Origin of the sequence: Promicromonospora sp. CA-289599, from assembly GCF_050936155.1 — a bacterium.
In the GTDB taxonomy this organism is placed as follows: Bacteria; Actinomycetota; Actinomycetes; order Actinomycetales; family Cellulomonadaceae; genus Promicromonospora.
The window spans coordinates 50,167-70,027 of sequence record NZ_JBNJNI010000001.1; the positions used below are offsets into that span (position 1 = coordinate 50,167).

At 70.8% G+C, this 19,861-nt stretch carries 14 protein-coding genes; 3 read left to right on the forward strand and 11 right to left on the reverse strand.

Translation table 11 applies throughout. The annotated features are described in order from the left end of the window. Window positions 1–281: 281 nt before the first annotated feature. The 7 genes from whiA to ACQEVI_RS00240 form a co-directional block, all read right to left on the reverse strand. Window positions 282–1,262, reverse strand: coding sequence for a DNA-binding protein WhiA (gene whiA / locus ACQEVI_RS00210; protein WP_116675604.1), 981 nt, complete (start codon window positions 1,260–1,262; stop codon window positions 282–284). Between the two features lie 91 nt (window positions 1,263–1,353). Further along, window positions 1,354–2,364: a gluconeogenesis factor YvcK family protein gene (locus ACQEVI_RS00215; protein ID WP_432893413.1), complete on the reverse strand. Its 1,011-nt coding sequence runs from the start codon at window positions 2,362–2,364 to the stop codon at window positions 1,354–1,356. Beyond that, complete coding sequence (rapZ, locus tag ACQEVI_RS00220; RefSeq protein WP_432893415.1) at window positions 2,361–3,299, reverse strand: RNase adapter RapZ; 939 nt, start codon at window positions 3,297–3,299, stop codon at window positions 2,361–2,363. Before rapZ ends, ACQEVI_RS00215 begins: the two co-directional genes overlap by 4 nt. A 19-nt stretch (window positions 3,300–3,318) precedes the next feature. Beyond that, window positions 3,319–5,295 carry an excinuclease ABC subunit UvrC gene (uvrC, locus tag ACQEVI_RS00225; RefSeq protein ID WP_432893418.1) on the reverse strand — a complete coding sequence of 659 codons (1,977 nt, stop codon included), beginning with the start codon at window positions 5,293–5,295 and terminating at the stop codon, window positions 3,319–3,321. Between the two features lie 68 nt (window positions 5,296–5,363). Further along, window positions 5,364–5,849, reverse strand: a complete 486-nt coding sequence (locus ACQEVI_RS00230) for an OsmC family protein (RefSeq protein WP_432893420.1) — start codon at window positions 5,847–5,849, stop codon at window positions 5,364–5,366. Between the two features lie 90 nt (window positions 5,850–5,939). After that, window positions 5,940–8,885, reverse strand: coding sequence for an excinuclease ABC subunit UvrA (gene uvrA, locus ACQEVI_RS00235; RefSeq protein ID WP_432893422.1), 2,946 nt, complete (start codon window positions 8,883–8,885; stop codon window positions 5,940–5,942). A 103-nt stretch (window positions 8,886–8,988) separates the two neighbouring features. Further along, on the reverse strand, window positions 8,989–11,781 hold the full coding sequence (locus ACQEVI_RS00240; protein ID WP_432893425.1) for a tetratricopeptide repeat protein: 2,793 nt from the start codon (window positions 11,779–11,781) through the stop codon (window positions 8,989–8,991). 271 nt (window positions 11,782–12,052) lie between these two features. Between ACQEVI_RS00240 and ACQEVI_RS00245 the strand changes: the two genes are divergently transcribed. Further along, window positions 12,053–12,289: a hypothetical protein gene (locus tag ACQEVI_RS00245; RefSeq protein WP_432893427.1), complete on the forward strand. Its 237-nt coding sequence runs from the start codon at window positions 12,053–12,055 to the stop codon at window positions 12,287–12,289. A 110-nt stretch (window positions 12,290–12,399) separates the two neighbouring features. Here the strand turns inward: ACQEVI_RS00245 and sthA are convergent, their stop codons facing one another. Continuing rightward, a complete protein-coding gene (sthA, locus tag ACQEVI_RS00250) occupies window positions 12,400–13,818 on the reverse strand; it encodes a Si-specific NAD(P)(+) transhydrogenase (RefSeq protein WP_432893430.1) in 1,419 nt (472 codons plus the stop codon). 128 nt (window positions 13,819–13,946) lie between these two features. Between sthA and ACQEVI_RS00255 the strand changes: the two genes are divergently transcribed. Both ACQEVI_RS00255 and ACQEVI_RS00260 read left to right on the forward strand, forming a co-directional pair. Then, a complete protein-coding gene (locus ACQEVI_RS00255; RefSeq protein WP_432893433.1) occupies window positions 13,947–14,228 on the forward strand; it encodes a YciI family protein in 282 nt (93 codons plus the stop codon). Window positions 14,229–14,353: 125 nt separating this feature from the next. Beyond that, a complete protein-coding gene (locus ACQEVI_RS00260) occupies window positions 14,354–15,220 on the forward strand; it encodes a hypothetical protein (protein WP_432893436.1) in 867 nt (288 codons plus the stop codon). 114 nt (window positions 15,221–15,334) lie between these two features. On the opposite strand, the gene ACQEVI_RS00265 is transcribed toward ACQEVI_RS00260, so the two are convergent. From ACQEVI_RS00265 to uvrB, 3 genes are all read right to left on the reverse strand, one after another. Next, window positions 15,335–16,363: a TerC family protein gene (locus ACQEVI_RS00265; RefSeq protein WP_432893439.1), complete on the reverse strand. Its 1,029-nt coding sequence runs from the start codon at window positions 16,361–16,363 to the stop codon at window positions 15,335–15,337. Window positions 16,364–16,623: 260 nt separating this feature from the next. After that, window positions 16,624–17,595 carry an NAD(P)-dependent alcohol dehydrogenase gene (locus tag ACQEVI_RS00270; RefSeq protein ID WP_432893442.1) on the reverse strand — a complete coding sequence of 324 codons (972 nt, stop codon included), beginning with the start codon at window positions 17,593–17,595 and terminating at the stop codon, window positions 16,624–16,626. 103 nt (window positions 17,596–17,698) lie between these two features. Then, window positions 17,699–19,813 (reverse strand): excinuclease ABC subunit UvrB, encoded by a 2,115-nt coding sequence (gene uvrB / locus ACQEVI_RS00275; protein ID WP_432893445.1) that lies wholly within the window; start codon window positions 19,811–19,813, stop codon window positions 17,699–17,701. Window positions 19,814–19,861 lie beyond the last annotated feature (48 nt).

Sequence of the window (19,861 nt, forward strand, 5' to 3'; positions counted from 1 at the left end):
CGTTGCAGGGTGATCCGGGCGCCGCGACCCCACGACGACCCGAACGGGAAACGCGATGGTCACGGCGTCGTCACCTGACGATTTCGAGCCTATACCCGAACCCGGCCGAACCGTGACCCGAGCCCAGACAGCGTGGAACTCAGGGTTCTGTTCGATCTCACAAGACGGATCGGGCGGTCAAGTCCCAGAGCCGGGTGTCACGTCAGAACACGCCGGACGTGTCAGACGTACAGGTCACCCGGGTGACCTGTACGTCTGACACGTCCGGCGGTGTCTGACAGTCAGAGGTCCAGCAGGTCAGCGGGCAGCCCGGCCTCGGTGTCAGGGATGCCCAGCTCGAGCGCGCGCTTGTCCGCCGTCGACAGCAGACGGCGGATCCGGCCCGCCACCGCGTCCTTGGACAGCTGCGGCTCGGCCAGCCGGCCCAGCTCCTCGAGCGACGCCTGCTTGTGCGCGAGCCGCAGCTCACCGGCCTGGCGCAGGTGCTCCGGCAGCTCGTCGCCCAGGATCTCGAACGCCCGCTGGACCCGCGCGCCCGCGGCTACGGCGGCCCGCGCGGAGCGGCGCAGGTTCGCGTCGTCGAAGTTCGCCAGACGGTTGGCCGTGCCACGCACCTCGCGGCGCTCGCGCCGCTCCTCCCAGACCTTGAGGGTCTCGGGTGCGCCGATGCGCTCCAGCATGCGGCCGATCGAGTCGCCGTCGCGGATCACCACGCGGTCGATGCCGCGCACCTCGCGAGACTTGGCCGCCACGCCCAGCCGGCGCGCCGCGCCGACGAGCGCGAGCGCCGCCTCAGGTCCGGGGCTGGTGATCTCCAGCGCCATGGACCGGCCGGGTTCCGTCAGCGAGCCGTGCGCCAGGAAGGCGCCACGCCACACGGCCTCCGCCTCCTGCACGCCCGCGGACACGACCTCGGGCGCCAGTCCGCGCACGGGCCGTCCGCGGGCGTCGAGCAGCCCCGTCTGCCGGGCGAGCGACTCCCCCTCGCGCACCACGCGCACCACGAACCGCGAGCTCTTCCGCAGGCCGCCCGCCTGGACCACGATGAGCTCGCTCGTGTGCCCGTACAGGTCGTGGATGGCATGCCGCAGCCGGGTCGCGGCATGCTCCGTGTCGAGCTCTGCCTCGATCACTACCCGACCTGAGATGATGTGGAGGCCGCCGGAGAACCGCAGCGTCGCGGAGACCTCTGCCTTGCGGCAGGACGTCTTCGCCACCCTCACCCGCGCGAGCTCCTCCTTGACCTGTGCCGTGAGCGCCATGGCGTCATCCTGCCATGGTCGAGCGCGGGGGCACCCGGTGGAATCGCGGATACTCGGGCGAATTGTCCCGGCGTGTCGCCCCAGCAGTCGCTCAGACGTCGCCGTAGACGCCCTCGAACACGTCACGGTAGGCGGCGGCCAGCCGCAGCCCGTCGTGCTTGGTCGTGTCGTCGCCGCGCCGGACCTGGCGCATGATCACGCGCGCGCCCATGGAGGCGGCGGCAGCCTCCAGCGCCGTGACGTCCTCGACCGCCGACGGGTCGGCCAGCACCGCGTCGATCCTGAGGCCGGGCGCGTGCTTGTGCAGGGCCTCCAGGTGGTCGACGGCGGTGAGGCCCTCCGTCTCGCCGTTCTCCGCGGACAGGTTGAGCGTCACGCAGCGCCGCGCCTTCGTGACGTGCAGGGCTTCGGCGATCGCGGGCACCAGCAGGTGCACCAGCACCGAGGAGTACCAGGACCCGGGGCCCAGAACCACCCAGTCGGCGTCGAGCACCGCCTGGACCGCCTCCGGAGGCGCCGGCGGATCCGCCGGGAGCAGGCGCAGCTGCTCGATCCGGCCCTCGGTGACGGCCACGCGGCTCTGCCCGACCACGGTCTCCAGCACCGGCTCGGGCTCTCCCGGCGTGGCGGCGTGCCGTACGTCCGCCTCGACCACCAGCGGCACCGACGCCATCGGCAGCACACGGCCCCGGGCACCGAGGAGCCGGCCGACCCAGTCCAGGCCCTCGACCTCGTCACCGAGCAGCTCCCACAGCGCCACGATCAGCAGGTTGCCCATGGCGTGGTTGTCCAGCTCGCCCGACGACGCGAAGCGGTGCTGCAGCATCGCGCTCCACGTACGGCCCCACTCGGAGTCGTCGCACAGGGCGGCGAGCGCCATCCGCAGGTCACCGGGTGGCAGCACGTCGAGCTCGTCGCGCAGGCGTCCGGAGGAGCCGCCGTCGTCGGCGACCGTCACCACCGCCGTGAGGCGGTCGGACATGAGCCGCAGGGCCGACAGGCTCGCGGACAGGCCGTGGCCGCCGCCCAGAGCGACCACCGAGGGGTTCTTGCTCCACTCCGGTACGGGGACGTCCGGCGCTCCGGGCGCGTGCGGGATCATTCGCGGCCCAGATCACGTGCCGAGACGGAGACGAGCTGGCCTCGGGCACGGAGCCGGTCGGCGATGGCTTCGGAGATGGCGACGGAGCGGTGCTTGCCGCCCGTGCATCCCACGGCGATGGTCACGTAGCGCTTCTCCTCGTTGAGGTAACCGGAGAGCACCGGAGCCAGGGCGTCGACGTAGCGGTCGATGAACTCGACGGCGCCCGGTCGGGCGAGCACGTAGTCGCGTACCGGCTGGTCACGCCCCGTCAGGTGCCGGAGCTCGGTGATCCAGTAGGGGTTGGCCAGGAACCGTACGTCCACCACGTGGTCGGCGTCCAGGGGTATGCCGTACTTGAACCCGAAGGAGATGACGTTGACGCGCAGCACCTCGTTGATGTCGTGCGCCAGCCACGCCCGGATCTCCCTGGCGAGGTCGTGCACGGACAGGTCGGAGGTGTCGATCCGCAGGTCGGCACGGGCGGCCAGCGTCGCGACGACGGACCGCTCCTCAGCGATGCCGTCGAGGATGCGCCCCTCGCCCTGCAGCGGGTGCGGCCTGCGGACCTGCTCGAACCGGCGCACGAGCACCTCGTCGCTCGCGTCCAGGAACAGGATCCGGTAGGCGACCCCCGCCTCCGTCATGTGCACGAGCACCTTGTCCAGCTCGGAGAAGAACTGCCTGCCGCGAACGTCCACGACGACCGCTACGCGTTCGATGCTCGACCCCTTGGCCATGAGATCGACCAGCGGTACGAGCATCATCGGGGGCAGGTTGTCGACGACGTACCAGTCGAGGTCTTCCAGGACGGCCGCCGCTCGCGACCGGCCGGCGCCCGACATTCCGGTGATCACCAGTACCTGCGGCTCGCTGCGCTCGGGACCGTGCGTGGCAGCCTCGACCTCGGCGATGCCGTCCGGCGCGGTGATGGGTGACGGCTCGGTGTTGCTCATGGAACCAAGCATGCCAGCGTCAGGCCTTGAGAGCCGCGACCACCGCCTCCGCCGTCTTGTCCCCCATGCCGCGCACGCTGGCGATCTCCTCGACGCTCGCGGCCTTGAGCCGCTTGAGCGAGCCGAAGTGGGTGAGCAGCACCTTCTTGCGGGCCGGGCCGAGCCCCGGGACGTCGTCGAGGACGGAGGCGGTCATGCCCTTGCTGCGCCGCCTGCGGTGCTGCGTGATCGCGAACCGGTGCGCCTCGTCCCGGACCCGCTGCAACAGGTACAGGCCCTCGCTGGAGCGCTGCAGGATGACGGGGTAGTCCTCCCCCGGCACCCACACCTCCTCCAGGCGCTTGGCCAGGCCGCAGAGCGCGACGTCGGTGATGCCGAGCTCGTCCAGCGCCCTCTTCGCGGCGGCGACCTGGGGCGGTCCGCCGTCGACCACGACGAGGCTCGGCGGGTAGGCGAACCGTGCCTTCTCCTCCGGTTCGTCGGCGGGGACCTCGCCGCCGGTCAGCTCGCCACCGGACAGCCCGCCACCAGACAGCTCAGCGGCCATCTCGACGTCGTTGGACCTCAGCCGGTCGGCCAGGTAGCGCTTGAAGCGGCGCGTGATGACCTCGTGCATGGCCTCCGTGTCGTCGCGGGCGCCGTCGCCGTCCGACCCCCGGATGCTGAACGAGCGGTACTCGCTCTTGCGGGCCAGGCCGTCCTCGAACACGACCATCGACGCCGACTGGTAGGTACCCTGCGTGTGCGAGATGTCGTAGCACTCGATACGCAACGGCGCCGAGTCCAGGTCGAGCGCCTCCTGGATCTCCGCGAGGGCCTGGCTGCGGGTCGTGAGATCACCCGCGCGGCGCGTGCGGTGCACCATGAGCGCGTGCTCGGCGTTCTTGCGGACGGTGGCCGCGAGCTCCTTCTTGTCGCCGCGCTGCGGTACCCGCACGTCGACGCGCGCGCCGCGCAGCCCGCTGAGCCAGGTGCCGACCTGTTCCAGGTCGGGCGGCAGCACCGGCACGAGGACCTCGCGCGGCACCGCGTCGCGAGCCTCCACCCCGTCCACCTCGTCGGCGGCGCCGTAGACCTGCTGCAGCAGGTGCTCCACGAGCTCGCCGTCGGTGATGTCCTCGACCTTCTCGACGATCCAGCCGCGCTGGCCGCGGATGCGGCCCCCGCGGACGTGGAACACCTGGACGGCGGCCTCGAGCTCGTCGCCCACGAGGGCGAACACGTCGGCGTCCGTGGCGTCGCCGAGGACCACCGCGTTCTTCTCCGTGGCACGCCGCAGGGCCTCGATGTCGTCGCGCAGGCGGGCCGCCTGCTCGTACTCCATCTCGGCGGCGGCCTCCTGCATGCGCTTGGTGAGCCGGCGCTCGAACTTGGCGGTGTCGCCCGCCATGAAGTCGCAGAAGTCCAGGACGAGCGCCCGGTGGTCGTCGACGCTGATGCGGCCGACGCAGGGCGCCGAGCACTTGTCGATGTACCCGAGCAGGCACGGCCGGCCCGACTGGCCCGCCCGCTTGTAGACGCCGGCCGAGCACGTCCGGACCGGGAAGACGCGCAGCAGCAGGTCGAGCGTCTCCCGGATGGCCCAGGCGTGCCCGTACGGGCCGAAGTAGCGGGTGCCCTTGCGCTTCGCACCCCGCATGACCTGGGCGCGCGGCACCTCCTCCCCCAGGGTCACCGCGAGGTACGGGTACGACTTGTCGTCCCGGTACTTCACGTTGAACCGCGGGTCGTACTGCTGGATCCAGGTGAACTCCAGGGCGAGCGCCTCGACCTCGGTGCCCACCACAGTCCACTCGACGGACGCCGCCGTCGTCACCATCCGCCGGGTGCGCTCGTGCAGGTTCGCGACGTCCTGGAAGTAGTTCGCCAGGCGCTGGCGCAGGTTCTTCGCCTTGCCGACGTAGACGACCCGGCCGTGCTCGTCACGGAACCGGTAGACACCGGGCGAGGTCGGGATCTCTCCCGCCTTGGGTCGATAGGTAGCTGGATCCGCCATGCCCCAAACCTATGCGGTGCCACTGACACGCGGGCGCACCCACCCCAGCGTTGAGTGCTGGGGTGGGGTCAGACGGTGACGTGGACCGGGGTCGGCTCCACGCGAACCGGGAAGTTCACCGAGCGGGAGATGAAGCACATCGCGTGCGCCTTGTGGTGCAGGGCCGCGAGGTGCTCGTCCGTCGAGAGCTCGCCTGGGTCGACGACGACCCTCGGGTGCAGCGTCACGTCGGTGAACGCGCCCTCGCCCCGCGCCTCGACCCGCATGGTGCCGGTCGCCGAGTCCCGGTACTCACGCACGATCAGGCCCGACTCCGCGGCCAGGTGCAGGAACCACAGCATGTGGCACTGGCTCAGGCTCGCGACGAAGAGCTCCTCCGGGCTGTTCCGCGCCGGGTCGCCCCGGAAGGCCGGGTCGGCCGACCCGAGCAGCGGCGGCTTGTGCGGCAGGTCGATCTCGTGGTCCCGCGAGTACGACGTGTACGACGAGGTGCCCTTGTCCCCGGCGCCCGTCCACCGCACCGTCACGGCATAGTCATGCGTGGCTCCGCTCATGTGCTCCACCCTAGGGGTGACCAGGACGGGAAGCCATGGCTGGCATGCGACTCCTGCCGGTCCCCGCCGGGGTCGTCGGGGACCGGCAGGTCAGGCGGAGGCGCCCGCCTTCGCCTTGGTCGCACTCTTCGCCGCGGGCTTGCGCTTCGGCTTGCCCTTCGCCGGCGGCAGCACCGGGACCTCGCCGGCCTGGGCGTGTACCTCGAGGATCTCCGCGAGGTACGTGCCGGTGTGGCTCTCCGGGACTGCCGCGACCACCTCGGGCGTACCCTGCGCGACGACGAGACCGCCCCCGCTACCGCCCTCGGGGCCCATGTCGATGACCCAGTCGGCACTCTTGATGACGTCCAGGTTGTGCTCGATCACGATCACCGTGTTGCCCTTGTCGGCGAGCGACTGCAGCACACCGAGCAGACGTCGCGTGTCCTCGAAGTGCAGGCCGGTGGTCGGCTCGTCCAGCACGTAGGCCGAACGACCCGACGACCGCTTCTGCAGCTCCGCCGCCAGCTTGACGCGCTGCGCCTCGCCGCCGGACAGGGTGGGCGCCGGCTGTCCGAGCCGCACGTACCCCAGGCCGACGTCGACCAGCGTGGACAGGTGCCGGGAGATCGCCGGGAACGCCTTGAAGAACTCCGCGGCCTCCTCGATCGGCATGTCGAGCACGTCGGCGACCGTCTTGCCCTTGAAGTGCACCTCGAGCGTCTCGCGGTTGTACCGCGCGCCGTGGCAGACCTCGCACGGCACGTAGACGTCCGGCAGGAAGTTCATCTCGATCTTGATGGTGCCGTCGCCCGCGCACGCCTCGCAGCGGCCGCCCTTGACGTTGAACGAGAACCGGCCCGGACCGTAACCACGGACCTTGGCCTCCTCGGTCTCCGCGAAGATCTTGCGGATCCGGTCCCAGACGCCCGTGTACGTGGCGGGGTTCGACCGCGGCGTACGCCCGATCGGACCCTGGTCCACGTGCACCACCTTGTCGAGCTGGTCCAGCCCTGTCACGCGCCGGTGCCGCCCGGCGACCCGCCGCGCACCGTTGAGCTGGTTCGCCATGACGGTGTACAGGATCGAGTTGACCAGCGTGGACTTGCCCGAGCCGGACACGCCCGACACGACGGTCAGCACCCCGAGGGGGAACGACACGTCGACGTTGCGCAGGTTGTTCTCGTGCGCGCCGATCACCGTGACCTGCCGGTCGTGGTCGATCGGCCGCCGCACGGCCGGCACCGGGATGGAGCGCCGCCCGGCGAGGTACGCGCCGGTCATCGACTCCTTCTTCTCGAGCAGGCCCGCGTAGTCGCCCGAGTGGATGACCTCGCCGCCGTGCTCGCCGGCGCCCGGGCCGATGTCGACGATCCAGTCGGCCGCGCGGATCGTGTCCTCGTCGTGCTCGACGACGATCAGCGTGTTGCCCAGGTCCCGCAGGCGGGTGAGCGTGTCGATCAGGCGGCGGTTGTCCCGCTGGTGCAGCCCGATGGACGGCTCGTCCAGCACGTACAGCACGCCGACCAGCCCGGAACCGATCTGGGTGGCCAGCCGGATGCGCTGGGCCTCGCCACCGGACAGGGTGCCGGCCGGGCGCTCCAGCGTGAGGTAGTGCAGACCGACGTCGAGCAGGAAGCCGAGCCGCGCGTGGATCTCCTTGAGGACCTCGGTCGCGATCTGCGCCTCGCGCACCCCGAGCACGATGCCCTTGAGGAACTCGGCGGCCTCGCCCACCGGCAGGCGGCTGACGTCGGCGATGGACAGCCCGTCGATCTTGACCGCGAGCACCTCCGGCTTGAGCCGCGCGCCGCCGCACGTGGGGCACGGCACCTCACGCATGTAGGCCTCGTACTTGTCCTTGGACAGGTCGGAGTCGGTCTCGCGGTGCCGGCGCTCCAGGAACGTCACGGCACCCTCGAACCCGGTCGAGTACTGCCGCTCGCGGCCCCACCGGTTCTTGTACTTGACGTGCACCTTGTGGTCGCGCCCGTGCAGGATCGCCGCGCGGGCGCGCTCGGGCAGGGCCCGCCACGGCACGTCCATGGAGAACTTCATCTCCTCCGCGAGCGCCGTCAGGACGCGCTCGAAGTACTCCGACGACGTCTGCGCCCACGGGGCGACGGCGCCGCCGCGCAGCGTCTGCTCGTCGTCCGGCACGATGAGGTCGGGGTCGACCTCCAGCCGGAAGCCGATGCCCGAGCACTCCGGGCACGCGCCGTAGGGCGCGTTGAACGAGAAGGTCCGCGGCTCGATCTCGTCGAGCGCGAGGGTGTGCTCGTTCGGGCAGGCCCGCTTCTCGGAGAACTTACGGGTACGCGTCAGGTCGTCGACGTCGGCGTCCACGAGCTCGATCATCACGAGGCCGTTCGCCAGGGTCAGCGCGGTCTCGACGGAGTCCGTCAGCCGGCGCTGCACGCCGTCGCGCGCCACGAGGCGGTCCACGACCACCTCGATGTCGTGCTTCAGCTTCTTCTCCAGCGTGGGCGGGTCGGTCAGCTGCACGACCTCGCCGTCGACCCGGGCCCGCGAGAAGCCCTTGGCCTGCAGCTCCTTGAACAGGTCCGCGTACTCGCCCTTGCGGCCGCGCACCACGGGTGCCAGGACCTGGTACCGCGTGTTCTCGGGCAGCTCGAGGATCTGGTCCACGATCTGCTGCGGCGTCTGCGACTGGACCTTCTCGCCGCACACCGGGCAGTACTGCGTGCCCGCGCGCGCGAAGAGCAGGCGCAGGTAGTCGTAGACCTCGGTGATGGTGCCGACCGTGGAGCGCGGGTTGCGGTTGGTCGACTTCTGGTCGATCGACACCGCGGGCGACAGCCCCTCGATGAAGTCGACGTCGGGCTTGTCCATCTGGCCCAGGAACTGACGCGCGTACGCGGACAGCGACTCGACGTACCGGCGCTGCCCCTCGGCGAAGATCGTGTCGAACGCGAGCGACGACTTGCCGGAGCCCGACAGCCCGGTGAACACGATGAGCTGGTCCCTGGGCAGGTCCAGGGATACGTTCTTCAGGTTGTGCTCTCGGGCTCCCGAGACGACGAGACGATTGCTCACAGAGGCATCCTAGGGCGACCCACTGACATTCGCACGCCTGTTCTAGAAATCAGGCTGAAGTCACACTGACAGACTCGTCACACCCCGCGGGGACCAGCAGGGTTCAGCGCACCGGTCGGCCGTCGGTGACGCCCGACCGGCGTACGCGGGCCTGCAGATCGAGGGCCCGCAGGAGGTCCTGCTCATGGGCGTAGGACCCGTCGACGAGCCGGCGCCGTACGTCCACGACCTCCTGGGCGTACTCCGCCGCGGAGTCCAGCATCTTCAGGTCGAGGTGCACCGAGACCATGTTCGAGAGCGCCGAGGCGAGACCCGGCAGGTGGAGGTCGGGGCTCCTGCGCGCGAGCCCCCGGCGCACGCGCACGGCCTCCGCCGTCGGCTCGACGCCCTCCTCGGGGCGCCCCGCGTCGATGAGCGCGGCGCCCAGGTTCAGCAGCGCGTCGGCGAGGTCCGGCTCGAAGCGTTCGGGATCGCCCACGGCGAGCAGCCGCAGCTGGGCCACCGCCTCCTCGGTCGGCGCGACGGCGTCCTCGGCCCGGCCGAGCTCCGAGTAGAGCACCCCCAGGTTGGACAGCGAGCGCGCCAGGTACTCCTCGCCCGGGTGCCCCTCCGCCGCCAGGCCGCGCCGGATCGCCACGGCCTCCTGCTCCAGGGGCAGCGCCTCGTCCGGCTCCCCGGCCCGCGAGTGCGTGACCGCGAGGTTCGACAGCGAGGCGGCGAGCATCCTGCGGAACCGCGCGGGGTTCTCGCGCGCGAGCCGACGGCGCAGCAGCACGGCCTCGCGTTCGAGCGATATCGCCTCGTCCAGGTCGCCGAGCCGGGACCGCACCGCGCCCAGCGACGCGAGCGTGTAGGCGAGCGTCCAGGTGTGCGCGGCGGGGTTCTCGCGGGCGAGCTGACGACGCAGGGCCGCGGCCTCGCCGAGCGGCTCGATCGCCTCCCGGTCACGGCCGAGCGCCGCGTACGAGTTGGCGAGGTTCGTCAGCGCGAACCCGAGCTCCTGCCGGTACCGCTCGGGTGCCTGCAGGACCATCCTGCGGCTGAGCTCGACAGCCTCCAGCGCGAACGCCGGGGCCTCCTCCGGGCGGCTCTCGGTGAGCGTCACCGCGCGGTTGGACAGGGCGGTCGTCAGGAAGACGCCCCACTGCCGCGGGTCCCGCTTCACCAGGTTCCGGAGGATCGGGAGCAGCTCCATGAACCGCGCGTTCTCCTCCTGGGGAGGACCCGTGTCGTTCAGGACGACGGTCAGGCTCATCAGGACACGAGCCAGCTCCGCCTCGATCCAGCCGGTGTCCCGTTCCTCGGCCGTCCGGGTCAGCTCGACGGCCTCGAGCTGCGCGGCCAGCGCGTCCTTCGTCATCCCGGCTCGCCAGTGCGCGACGCCCAGGGCGTGGATCGCTCCCACCAGGGCCGTGCGGTACCGGTCGGGGTCGCCCGCCGCGAGGCGGCGCCACGCGGCCACGGCCGCCTCCAGCGCGTCCAGCGACTCGGCCAGGCGTGCGTCGTCCCGGAGCGCCATGCCCAGGTCGGTGAGCGCCTCCGCCCGGCCCGCCGCGTCCCGGGCCACGGCCACCGACCGCTCGGCCCTGTCCACGTCGTCGGTCGACACGTCCATCACGCCGCGGGGCTTGAGCAGGAACGACGTCCGCAGGGCGCGTGGGTCGTCGCCGTAGGAGTCGCCCGCGCGACGCAGGAGCTCTGCCGCCAGAGCGCCCACCCCCGGCGTCTCCGACAGCTCGATCTCCAGCCGGCGGGCGACGTGGACCACGCGCAGCGCCGCCTTCCGGGACAGCCCCCACGTGCACGAGCCGACCAGGGCGACCGACCGGCCGAACCGGTCGGCGATGAGCACGTCGCCGAGGCGGCCGTGCCCGACGGCGTTCGCCTCGAGCCCCACCACCGGACGCCGCAGGTCGAGCAGCCACTGCGCGCCGGCGCGGCCGGGCACCCCAGGGACCACCCGGCGCAGCACGTCGCGCATGCTCGCCGCGTCGTCGGCGCCCAGCAGGCAGACGGCGGCCATGACGTCCTTGACCTCGTCGACGGTCAGCTCCAGACCGGCCTCGCGCGCCGACCGGGTCCACGAACTCGCGGCCACCTCCAGGAGCGCGCGCACCGGGTTCAGCTCGGTGGCCGGGACCTGGACCCCTGCCGCCCCGAGGGCGGCCAGGGCCGCCGCCGCGTGCAGGTCGACCACGCGGGTCCCGCCGACCGGTTCCGGCATGCGTACGGCGGACGCGCCGGGGTCCTCGACGCCGAGACACTCGGCGAACGCGGCGGTCGCGGCCTCCAGCACCGCGCCGTCCGGCAGGCCAGGTGCCAGCGCGAGGTCCAGCGGGATCTGCGTCGCGCCACCACGCTCGAGCAGCGGCCACAGCATCGATCCCCAGCGCAGCCGGCGCAGCCACTCTCCCGCGACCCGGGCGAGCAGGAGGACGCGGACGCGTCCGTGGGCGGGACGCGCCAGGGCGTCGAGCATCGCGCCGAGGCCGAGCCGGGTCGCCGCGTTGTCCACGACGAAGAGCACGTCGCCCTGCGGCCGTGCGCGCACCGTGGCGGCCTCCCGGCCGCGCGGCACGGGGACGACGGTCCAGCCGGCCTCGCCCATGCGGCTGCCGAACTCGTTCGCGAGGCGGGTCTTGCCGAAACCGACGGGAGCGACGATGAGCCGCAGGCTGATCGTCGCCGGGCTCTCGGCCCACGTGCGGAGCTCGTCGAGCTCCTGCTCACGGCCCATGAAGGGGACCACGGCCTGGGCCGGGTCGAGCAGCGCGGTCGGCCGTCGGAGGCCGTCCAGCGGCTCGTCCGTAGCAGCCGTGAGCGGGCCGCGGCGGACCACCGTGCGGGCGGCCCGGACCGCGGCGGCCAACCGGGTCGACACCTCCGAGACCACCACGATGAGCAAGTCAACCGGACGAACGTCCAACACTGCAAGGGGAACGGGCAGACTGGTTCACCCCGTGATCAGGACCACGCACGGACGAACACGGCGTAACGGTCGCGCAGCCGCTCGTGAACGGCGTCACAGCGCCGAAAGTCGCGCATCACCCGCACGGCGGATCCGACATTTCGGATGAAAGTTGCATACCCACCTCGACCACGACATCCTTCCCTCGGTCGGGTGAGAGCCCGGCCGCTCCACTTCCGCACGGACGAAAGGCAGGCACGTGAGCCTGAACCTGAACAAGCTCGTCGACAAGGCCTACAAGGACCAGAGCATCGCCGCGATCCTGGCGGCTCCGCCGTCGGCGCTGCTCGGCCTCACGCCGAAGCACGACGAGATGCTCGCCGAGCTCAAGATCAAGACGATCGAGGACCTGGGCAAGTGGCAGCACGCGGTCCACGCGCAGGCGCTCGTGACCCTGGCCGACGCCGAGGTCCCCTCGGTGGCCGGCGACAAGTGAGCCTGGCTCACCTGTCGCGGTAGACGCACGAAGGCGCCCGTCCACCTCGCGGTGGGCGGGCGCCTTCGCCGTCCGAACCGCTGGAGCCCGAACCGTTGGAGCCCGAACCGCTAGAGCCCGAACCGTTCGACGTCCCGCATCTTGTTCGTCGCATCGAGGGCGGCGACCTTGTAGGCCTCCGCGAGCGTCGGGTAGTTGAACACCGTGTCGACCAGATGGTCCACCGTGCCGCCGGTGGTCATGATCGCCTGTCCGATATGGATGATCTCGGTGGCCCCCGTCCCGAACACGTGCACGCCGAGGATCCTGCGGTCCTCGGTCGAGACGAGCAGCTTGAGCATCCCGTAGGAGTCGCCGACGATCTGCCCGCGCGCCAGCTCGCGGTAGCGCGCGACCCCCACCTCGTACGGCACACCCGCGGTGGTGAGCTGGTCCTCGGTGTCCCCGCAGTAGGAGATCTCCGGGATCGTGTAGATCCCGATCGGCTGCAGCTCCAGGAGCGACGAGATCGGCTCGCCGAACGCGTGGTACGCCGCGAGCCGCCCCTGCTCCTGGGACGTGGCCGCGAGCGCCGGGAAGCCGATCACGTCGCCGACCGCGTAGATGTGCTCGACGCCGGTCCGGAACTGCTTGTCGACCTGCAGGCGGCCGCGCCTGTCCGCCTCGAGCCCGGCCGCGGCGAGGTCGAGGCCGTCGGTGGAGCCCTGCCGTCCGGCGGAGTAGAGCACGCAGTCGGCGGGGATCCGCTTGCCCGAGGCCAGCGCGGTCACCGTGCCGCCGCTGCTGGCCGTCACCGACTCGACGGTCTCCCCCAGCCGGAACGTCACCGACAGGTCGCGCAGCTGGAACTTGAGCGCCTCGACGACCTCGGAGTCGCAGAAGTCGAGGATCTTGTCGCGTGCCTCGACGACGGTGACGCGCGTGCCGAGCGCGGCGAACACGGACGCGTACTCGATGCCGATCACGCCCGCGCCGACCACGACCATGGTCCGCGGCACCTCCGTCATGTCGAGGATGCCGTCGGAGTCGACCACGCGGACGCCGTCGAACGCGATGTTCGCGGGCCGCGCGGGCCTGGTGCCGACGGCCACGACCACCTTGTCGGCGGTCAGGCGCCGGACGACGTCGCCCTCGCCGTCCGTCACCTCGAGGTCGTGCGGGCCGGTGAACCGGGCGCTGCCCACCACCGTCTCGACCTGGTTGCGCGCGAGCTGGTTGCGCACCACCTCGACCTCCCGGCCGATGACGTGCTGGAGCCGCGCGAGCAGGTCCTGGACGGTGATGCGTTCCTTGAGCCGATAGCTGGAGCCGTACACGTCGCGCATGTGCAGGCCGGTCAGGTACAGGACCGCCTCGCGCAGGGTCTTGGACGGGATGGTCCCCGTGTGCAGGCTGACGCCGCCGACGTGGTCGCGCTGCTCGACCACTGCCGCCCGCTTGCCGAGCTTGGCGGCACCGATGGCGGCCTTCTGGCCGCCGGGGCCGGAGCCGATCACGACGAGGTCGAAGTGGTTCTCACGTGCGTCCATCGTCCGAGTGTGGCGGTGCGGCGGCCCCGTGACGAGCGACTTCGTCGAGGAAGGTGCAACTTCATCAAGAATTAACCGGGCCCGCCCTCGATTAACCGGCCCCGCCCTCGTGATGGCAGTCTGGCGCCATGAGCATCTACGCCGTGAGCTACACCTACTCCGACGACGTGGCGACGCGTGACGAGGTCCGCCCCAGCCACCGCGACTTCCTGCGCGGGCTCAACGCGGAGGGTGTGGTCCGCGCCTCGGGACCTGTCGACGGCGGGATCGGCGCACTGGTGGTCCTCGAGGCGGAGTCGGCCGAGGACGCGCTGCGGATCCTGGACGCCGACCCGTTCCAGGTGCGGGGGGTCATCGCCGAGCGCAGCGTGCGCCAGTGGGACGTGGTGATCGGCGGCCTCGCGGAGTAGGCCGCCAATACTTCACCATTTGGAAACTTTGACCGAAGAGTCCTGACCGGGCAATAGTCTTGAGCGGCCTCTGGTGCACATGATGCCAGTTGGAGCACTGCTGGCTATGTTCGGGAGGCACCCGCATGACCTCTGTCGACAGCACCACGGTGGCCTACGCGAAGATCAGTCCGCAGATCTGCGTGACGCCGCCGTACTACGCGCTCGGTGAGCTGATCAGTCCCGTCCCTGGGCTGGCCACCGCCACGGTCCCGGTCCAGACGCCCACCGGACGCCAGGCGACCCTGATCAACATCGCGGAGGCTGGGCGGCACCTCGCCATCCTCGGTCTCTCCGCCACCGCCACCGTCAACCCGGGCACCGGACGGCACTACTACCTCGCGCACCGCGGGGTGGGCCGGATGTACCCGCCGATCGGGACGCTGACCACGCTCCACGGGACCGCGACCGCCCGCATGACCGGCCGCAACCGCGCGGTCGCCGAGACCGAGCTGCGCGACGCCGACGGAAGCCTCGTGGCGCGGCTCGATCTCGAGTACCTCGTCATGTCGACGCCCGTGTTCCGGCGCCTGATGGGCCCGGCCACGGCACCGGACGCGACGGAGCCGGCCAGCCCGTACAGCGCCCCGGCGCCGCTCGTCGACGTCGCGGCCGACGCCCGCAGCGCCACGGCCAAGCTGGCGGTGGAAGCCTCGATGTGCCGGGGGCACTTCGACGGGTTCCCCGCACTTCCCGTCTCCGTGGCGGGCTACGCGACGTTCGCGCTGTTCGACCACGTCCTGGAGGCCGCGGCCGGGCCGGACGCCCAGTGGCAGGCGGGCCTCTTCCGGCTGCAGGCCGACCATCTCGCCGCGGCGGGTCAGACCTGCACGGTGGACGTCGAGCCGTCGGCACCCGCCGAGCCCGAGGCGCACGAGCGCGGGTTCACCGGGACGCTCCGGTCCGGTGACCGCAACATCTTCTCGATCCAGGTGGACTACACGACCGTCTGAACCGACGCCCGAGCAGGCCGACGGCCGCGCCACCGTGGTGGACGCGGCCGTCGGCCTGCTGTACTGCTACCTGCGCCGTGCGAGTCGCTTCGCCGTACGAGGCGCTTCGGAGTCCTACTTCGAGGGCTCCTCCGACGGCTCGAGCTCCTTCGCTGCCTCCACCCGCTCGTCGTGCGCGGACTTGATGAGGCTCGCGACGGTGCCGACCACCAGTGACACGACGATCACCGTGAGCGACAGCCAGATCGGGATCTCGGGCGCCCAGTGGAAGCCGTGGCCACCGTTGATCCAGGGGATCGCGTTGGTGTGCAGCGCCTCGAGGATCAGCTTGATGCCGATGAAGCCGAGGATCGCCGAGAGCGCGTAGGGCAGGTACACCAGCCTGTCGAGCAGGCCGCCCAGCAGGAAGTAGAGCTGCCGTAGACCCATCAGCGCGAACAGATTCGTGGCGAACACGATGAACGGGTCCTTGGTGATGCCGAAGATCGCCGGGATCGAGTCGACGGCGAACAGGACGTCCGTCGAGCCGATGGCCAGGAACACGATGATCAGCGGCGTGAACAGCCTGCGGCCGTCGACGGTGGTCCGCAGCTTCGCGCCGTCGTACTGGTGGTGCAGCGGCAGCACGCGCCGCATCATGCGGATGAGCGCGTTCTCCTTGTAGTCGTCGTGCTCCTCCGGCTTCTCGGGGATCGCCTGCTGGATCGCCGTGTAGATGAGGAACGCACCGAAGATGTAGAAGAGCCACGTGAACTGCTCGATCAGCGCCGCACCCGCGAGGATGAACGCGGCGCGGAAGATCAGCGCCATGATGATGCCGACCATCAGCACACGCTGCTGCTGCTCACGCGGCACCGCGAACCGGGCCATGATGATGACGAACACGAAGAGGTTGTCGACGCTCAGGGAGTACTCCATGAGCCAGCCGGCATAGAACTCCGCGGCCGGGGTGATGCCACCGACGCCCCAGACGATCCCACCGAAGATCACGGCGAGCCCTACGTAGAAGCTCACCCAGATGGCGCTCTCCTTCATGGACGGCACGTGCGGACGACGGCCGACGATGAGGAGGTCGGCGATCAGCAGGACGAGCATCGCCCCGAGCGAGACCACCTCGAACGTCACGGGTAGTTCGTGGACCATTGTTTCCTTCCGGAACAGGGAGGAACGCGCAACAGCCTCGGGCCTCCGGTGTGTACAGCAGGGCACCGGAGGTCTTCCTCGCTCGCCCGTACACCAGCCTGACCGAGATCAGACGCTGACGCACCACGAGCCGGCCAGGCCGAGCTGACGTCATCGGCAGCTGTGATGACGACCAAGCCGTTATGAGGTACTCCCCTCCAACGGAGGGAAGCATACGGGACACGACGTTTGTTCCCGAACGTGACGCCCGTCACCGCTCATCAAGCGAGCGTGACCACGAGCTTCCCGCGCGCGTGCCCGGCACCGGCCACCTGCCGGATCGCCTCGACCGCGCGGTCGAGCGGGTACGTCGCGCTCACGATCGGCAGCAGCACGCCGTCGTCCACCATCCGGGCGAGCACCGCGAGGTCCTCACTGTTCTCGGCCGCCGAGACGCTCATCGCCCGGTACGGTCGGAACCGCGCCACCAGCGGCGCCGCCAGCAGGTCGGGCATGGAGCCGAGCAGACCCGCCTTGCTCCCGTCGTTGGTGAGGATCAGCCCGCCCGGCACGACCACGCGGCCGAGCGCCCGCAGCGGGTACCGTCCGGCATTCGTGAAGACGACGTCGAAGCGCGGCTCGCCCGCCGTGACGTCCTCGTGCGTGTAGTCGATGACGTCGGAGGCGCCGAGCTCGCGCACCATCGCCACGTTGCGCGTGCTGCACACGCCCGTCACGTGCGCGCCCCACGCGGCGGCGATCTGCACGGCGAAGTGGCCGATCCCGCCGCCCGCGCCGGTGATCATCACGCGCTGCCCGGCCGTGAGCCCCGCCGCGCGCAGGAACTGGAGCGCCGTGACGGCCGCCATCGGGAGCGCGGCGGCCTCGACGTGGGTGAGGTCGACCGGACGGTGCGCAATCCGGGAGGCGTTCGCCAGCGCGCACTCCGCGAACGTTCCCGCGGCCCCGAACCCGAACACCTCGTCGCCCGGCGCGAACGCGGTGACGCCGGGGCCCACCGCCACGACGACTCCCGACAGGTCGGCGCCCCGGACCTGCGGACGGGGACCGCCGAGCCCGCCCATCATCGGGCGGGCGATCATCGGCTGCCCCGCCGCGAAGTGCCAGTCGTACGGGTTGACCCCCGCCGCGCTCACCCGGACCAGCACCTGCCCCTTCGCGGGGAGCGGCTCGGGGATCTCTCGCACCGCGAGGGCGTCCAAGCCGTAGCTGTCCTGTGTGAGTGCTCGCATCACGGCCTCCTGGCCTGTCACGCTCCCGGACGGGCGCTGCACCCCTGCGGGATCAGGGTCCTCCGGGCCTGTGACCAGGTCAAGGATGAACTCGGCACCCGTCCTATGCCGTCGCCGCCTGCATCTGCCGCAGCTCCTTCTTGAGCCCCGAGATCTCGTCGCGCAACCGTGCCGCCACCTCGAACTGCAGCTCCGCGGCCGCCGCGTGCATCTGGTCGGTGAGCTCCTGGATGAGCTCGGCCAGCTCGCTCGCGGCAGCGCCGGAGAGCCGGTTGCCGGTCGTCGAACCCTCCTTCGGGCTGCCGGGCACCCGCGCGCCCCTGCCCTCGCCCTTCCCCTTGCGGTTGTTCCGGAACCCGCCGGCCAGCAGCTCCTGGGTGTCCAGGTCCTCGCGGGCGAGCATGTCGGTGACGTCCGCGATCTTCTTGCGCAGCGGCTGGGGGTCCAGGCCGCGCTCGGTGTTGTAGGCCACCTGCTTCTCGCGGCGCCGCGTGGTCTCGTCGATGGCCATGCGCATCGCGGGCGTGATCTTGTCCGCGTACATGTGGACCTGACCGGACACGTTACGGGCCGCACGGCCGATGGTCTGGATGAGCGACCGCCCCGACCGCAGGAAGCCCTCCTTGTCGGCGTCGAGGATCGCCACGAGCGACACCTCCGGCAGGTCCAGGCCCTCCCGCAGGAGGTTGATGCCCACCAGCACGTCGTACTCGCCGAGCCGCAGCTCGCGCAGCAGCTCGACGCGGCGCAGGGTGTCCACGTCGGAGTGCAGGTAGCGCACCCGAACGTTGCGCTCCAGGAAGTAATCCGTGAGGTCCTCGGCCATCTTCTTGGTCAGGGTGGTCACCAGGACACGCTCGTTGCGGTCGACGCGGTCCCTGATCTCGCCCAGCAGGTCGTCGATCTGGCCGGTCGTCGGCTTCACGATCACCTCGGGGTCCACCAGGCCGGTGGGGCGGATGACCTGCTCCACCACCCCGTCCGACAGCGAGCGCTCGTAGTCGCCGGGGGTGGCCGACAGGTAGACCGTCTGCCCGATCCGCTCGGTGAACTCCTCCCACTTCAGCGGGCGGTTGTCCATGGCGCTCGGCAGGCGGAAGCCGTGGTCGACGAGGGCGCGCTTGCGGGAGGCGTCCCCCTCGTACATGGCGCCGATCTGGGGCACCGTCTGGTGGGACTCGTCGATGACGAGCAGGAAGTCCTCGGGGAAGTAGTCGAGCAGCGTGTTGGGCGCCGTGCCCGGCTCGCGGCCGTCGATGTGCATCGAGTAGTTCTCGATGCCGGCGCAGGTGCCGATCGAGCGCATCATCTCGATGTCGTACGTGGTGCGCATGCGCAGCCGCTGCGCCTCCAGCAGCTTGCCCTGCTTCTCGAGCTCGGCCAGCCGGCCCTCGAGCTCCTTCTCGATGCCGCCGATGGCCCGCTCCATACGTTCCGGGCCTGCCACGTAGTGCGTGGCCGGGAACACGTAGATCGACTGCTCGTTGCGGACGACGTCGCCGGTGAGCGGGTGCAGCGTCTGGATCGACTCGATCTCGTCGCCGAACATCTCGATCCGGATCGCGAGCTCCTCGTACACCGGGATGATCTCCACGGTGTCGCCGCGCACCCGGAACGTCCCGCGCGTGAACGCCACGTCGTTGCGCGTGTACTGCATGGTCACGAACTGGCGCAGCAGCTGGTCGCGGTCCACGACGTCACCCACGTCGAGGCGGACCATGCGGTCCACGTACTCCTGCGGCGTGCCCAGGCCGTAGATGCACGAGACCGACGCGACCACTATCACGTCCCGCCGGGTCAGCAGCGAGGAGGTCGCGGAGTGCCGGAGGCGCTCGACCTCGTCGTTGACCGACGAGTCCTTCTCGATGTAGGTGTCCGACTGCGCGATGTACGCCTCGGGCTGGTAGTAGTCGTAGTACGACACGAAGTACTCGACGGCGTTGTTCGGCAACAGCTCCCGGAACTCCGTGGCGAGCTGCGCGGCGAGCGTCTTGTTGGGCGCCATCACCAGGGTGGGCCGCTGCAGCTTCTCGACGAGCCAGGCAGTCGTCGCCGACTTGCCGGTACCCGTGGCGCCGAGCAGCACCACGTCCTTCTCGCCGGCCTGGACGCGCTCGGTCAGGTCGGCGATCGCCGTCGGCTGGTCGCCTGCCGGCTGATATTCGGAGATGACCTCGAACGGGGCCACCGTGCGCTGCAGATCGGTCACGGGTCGCATGTGACTACGGTACGACCCACCACTGACACTGCCCGCGAGCGAGTCACC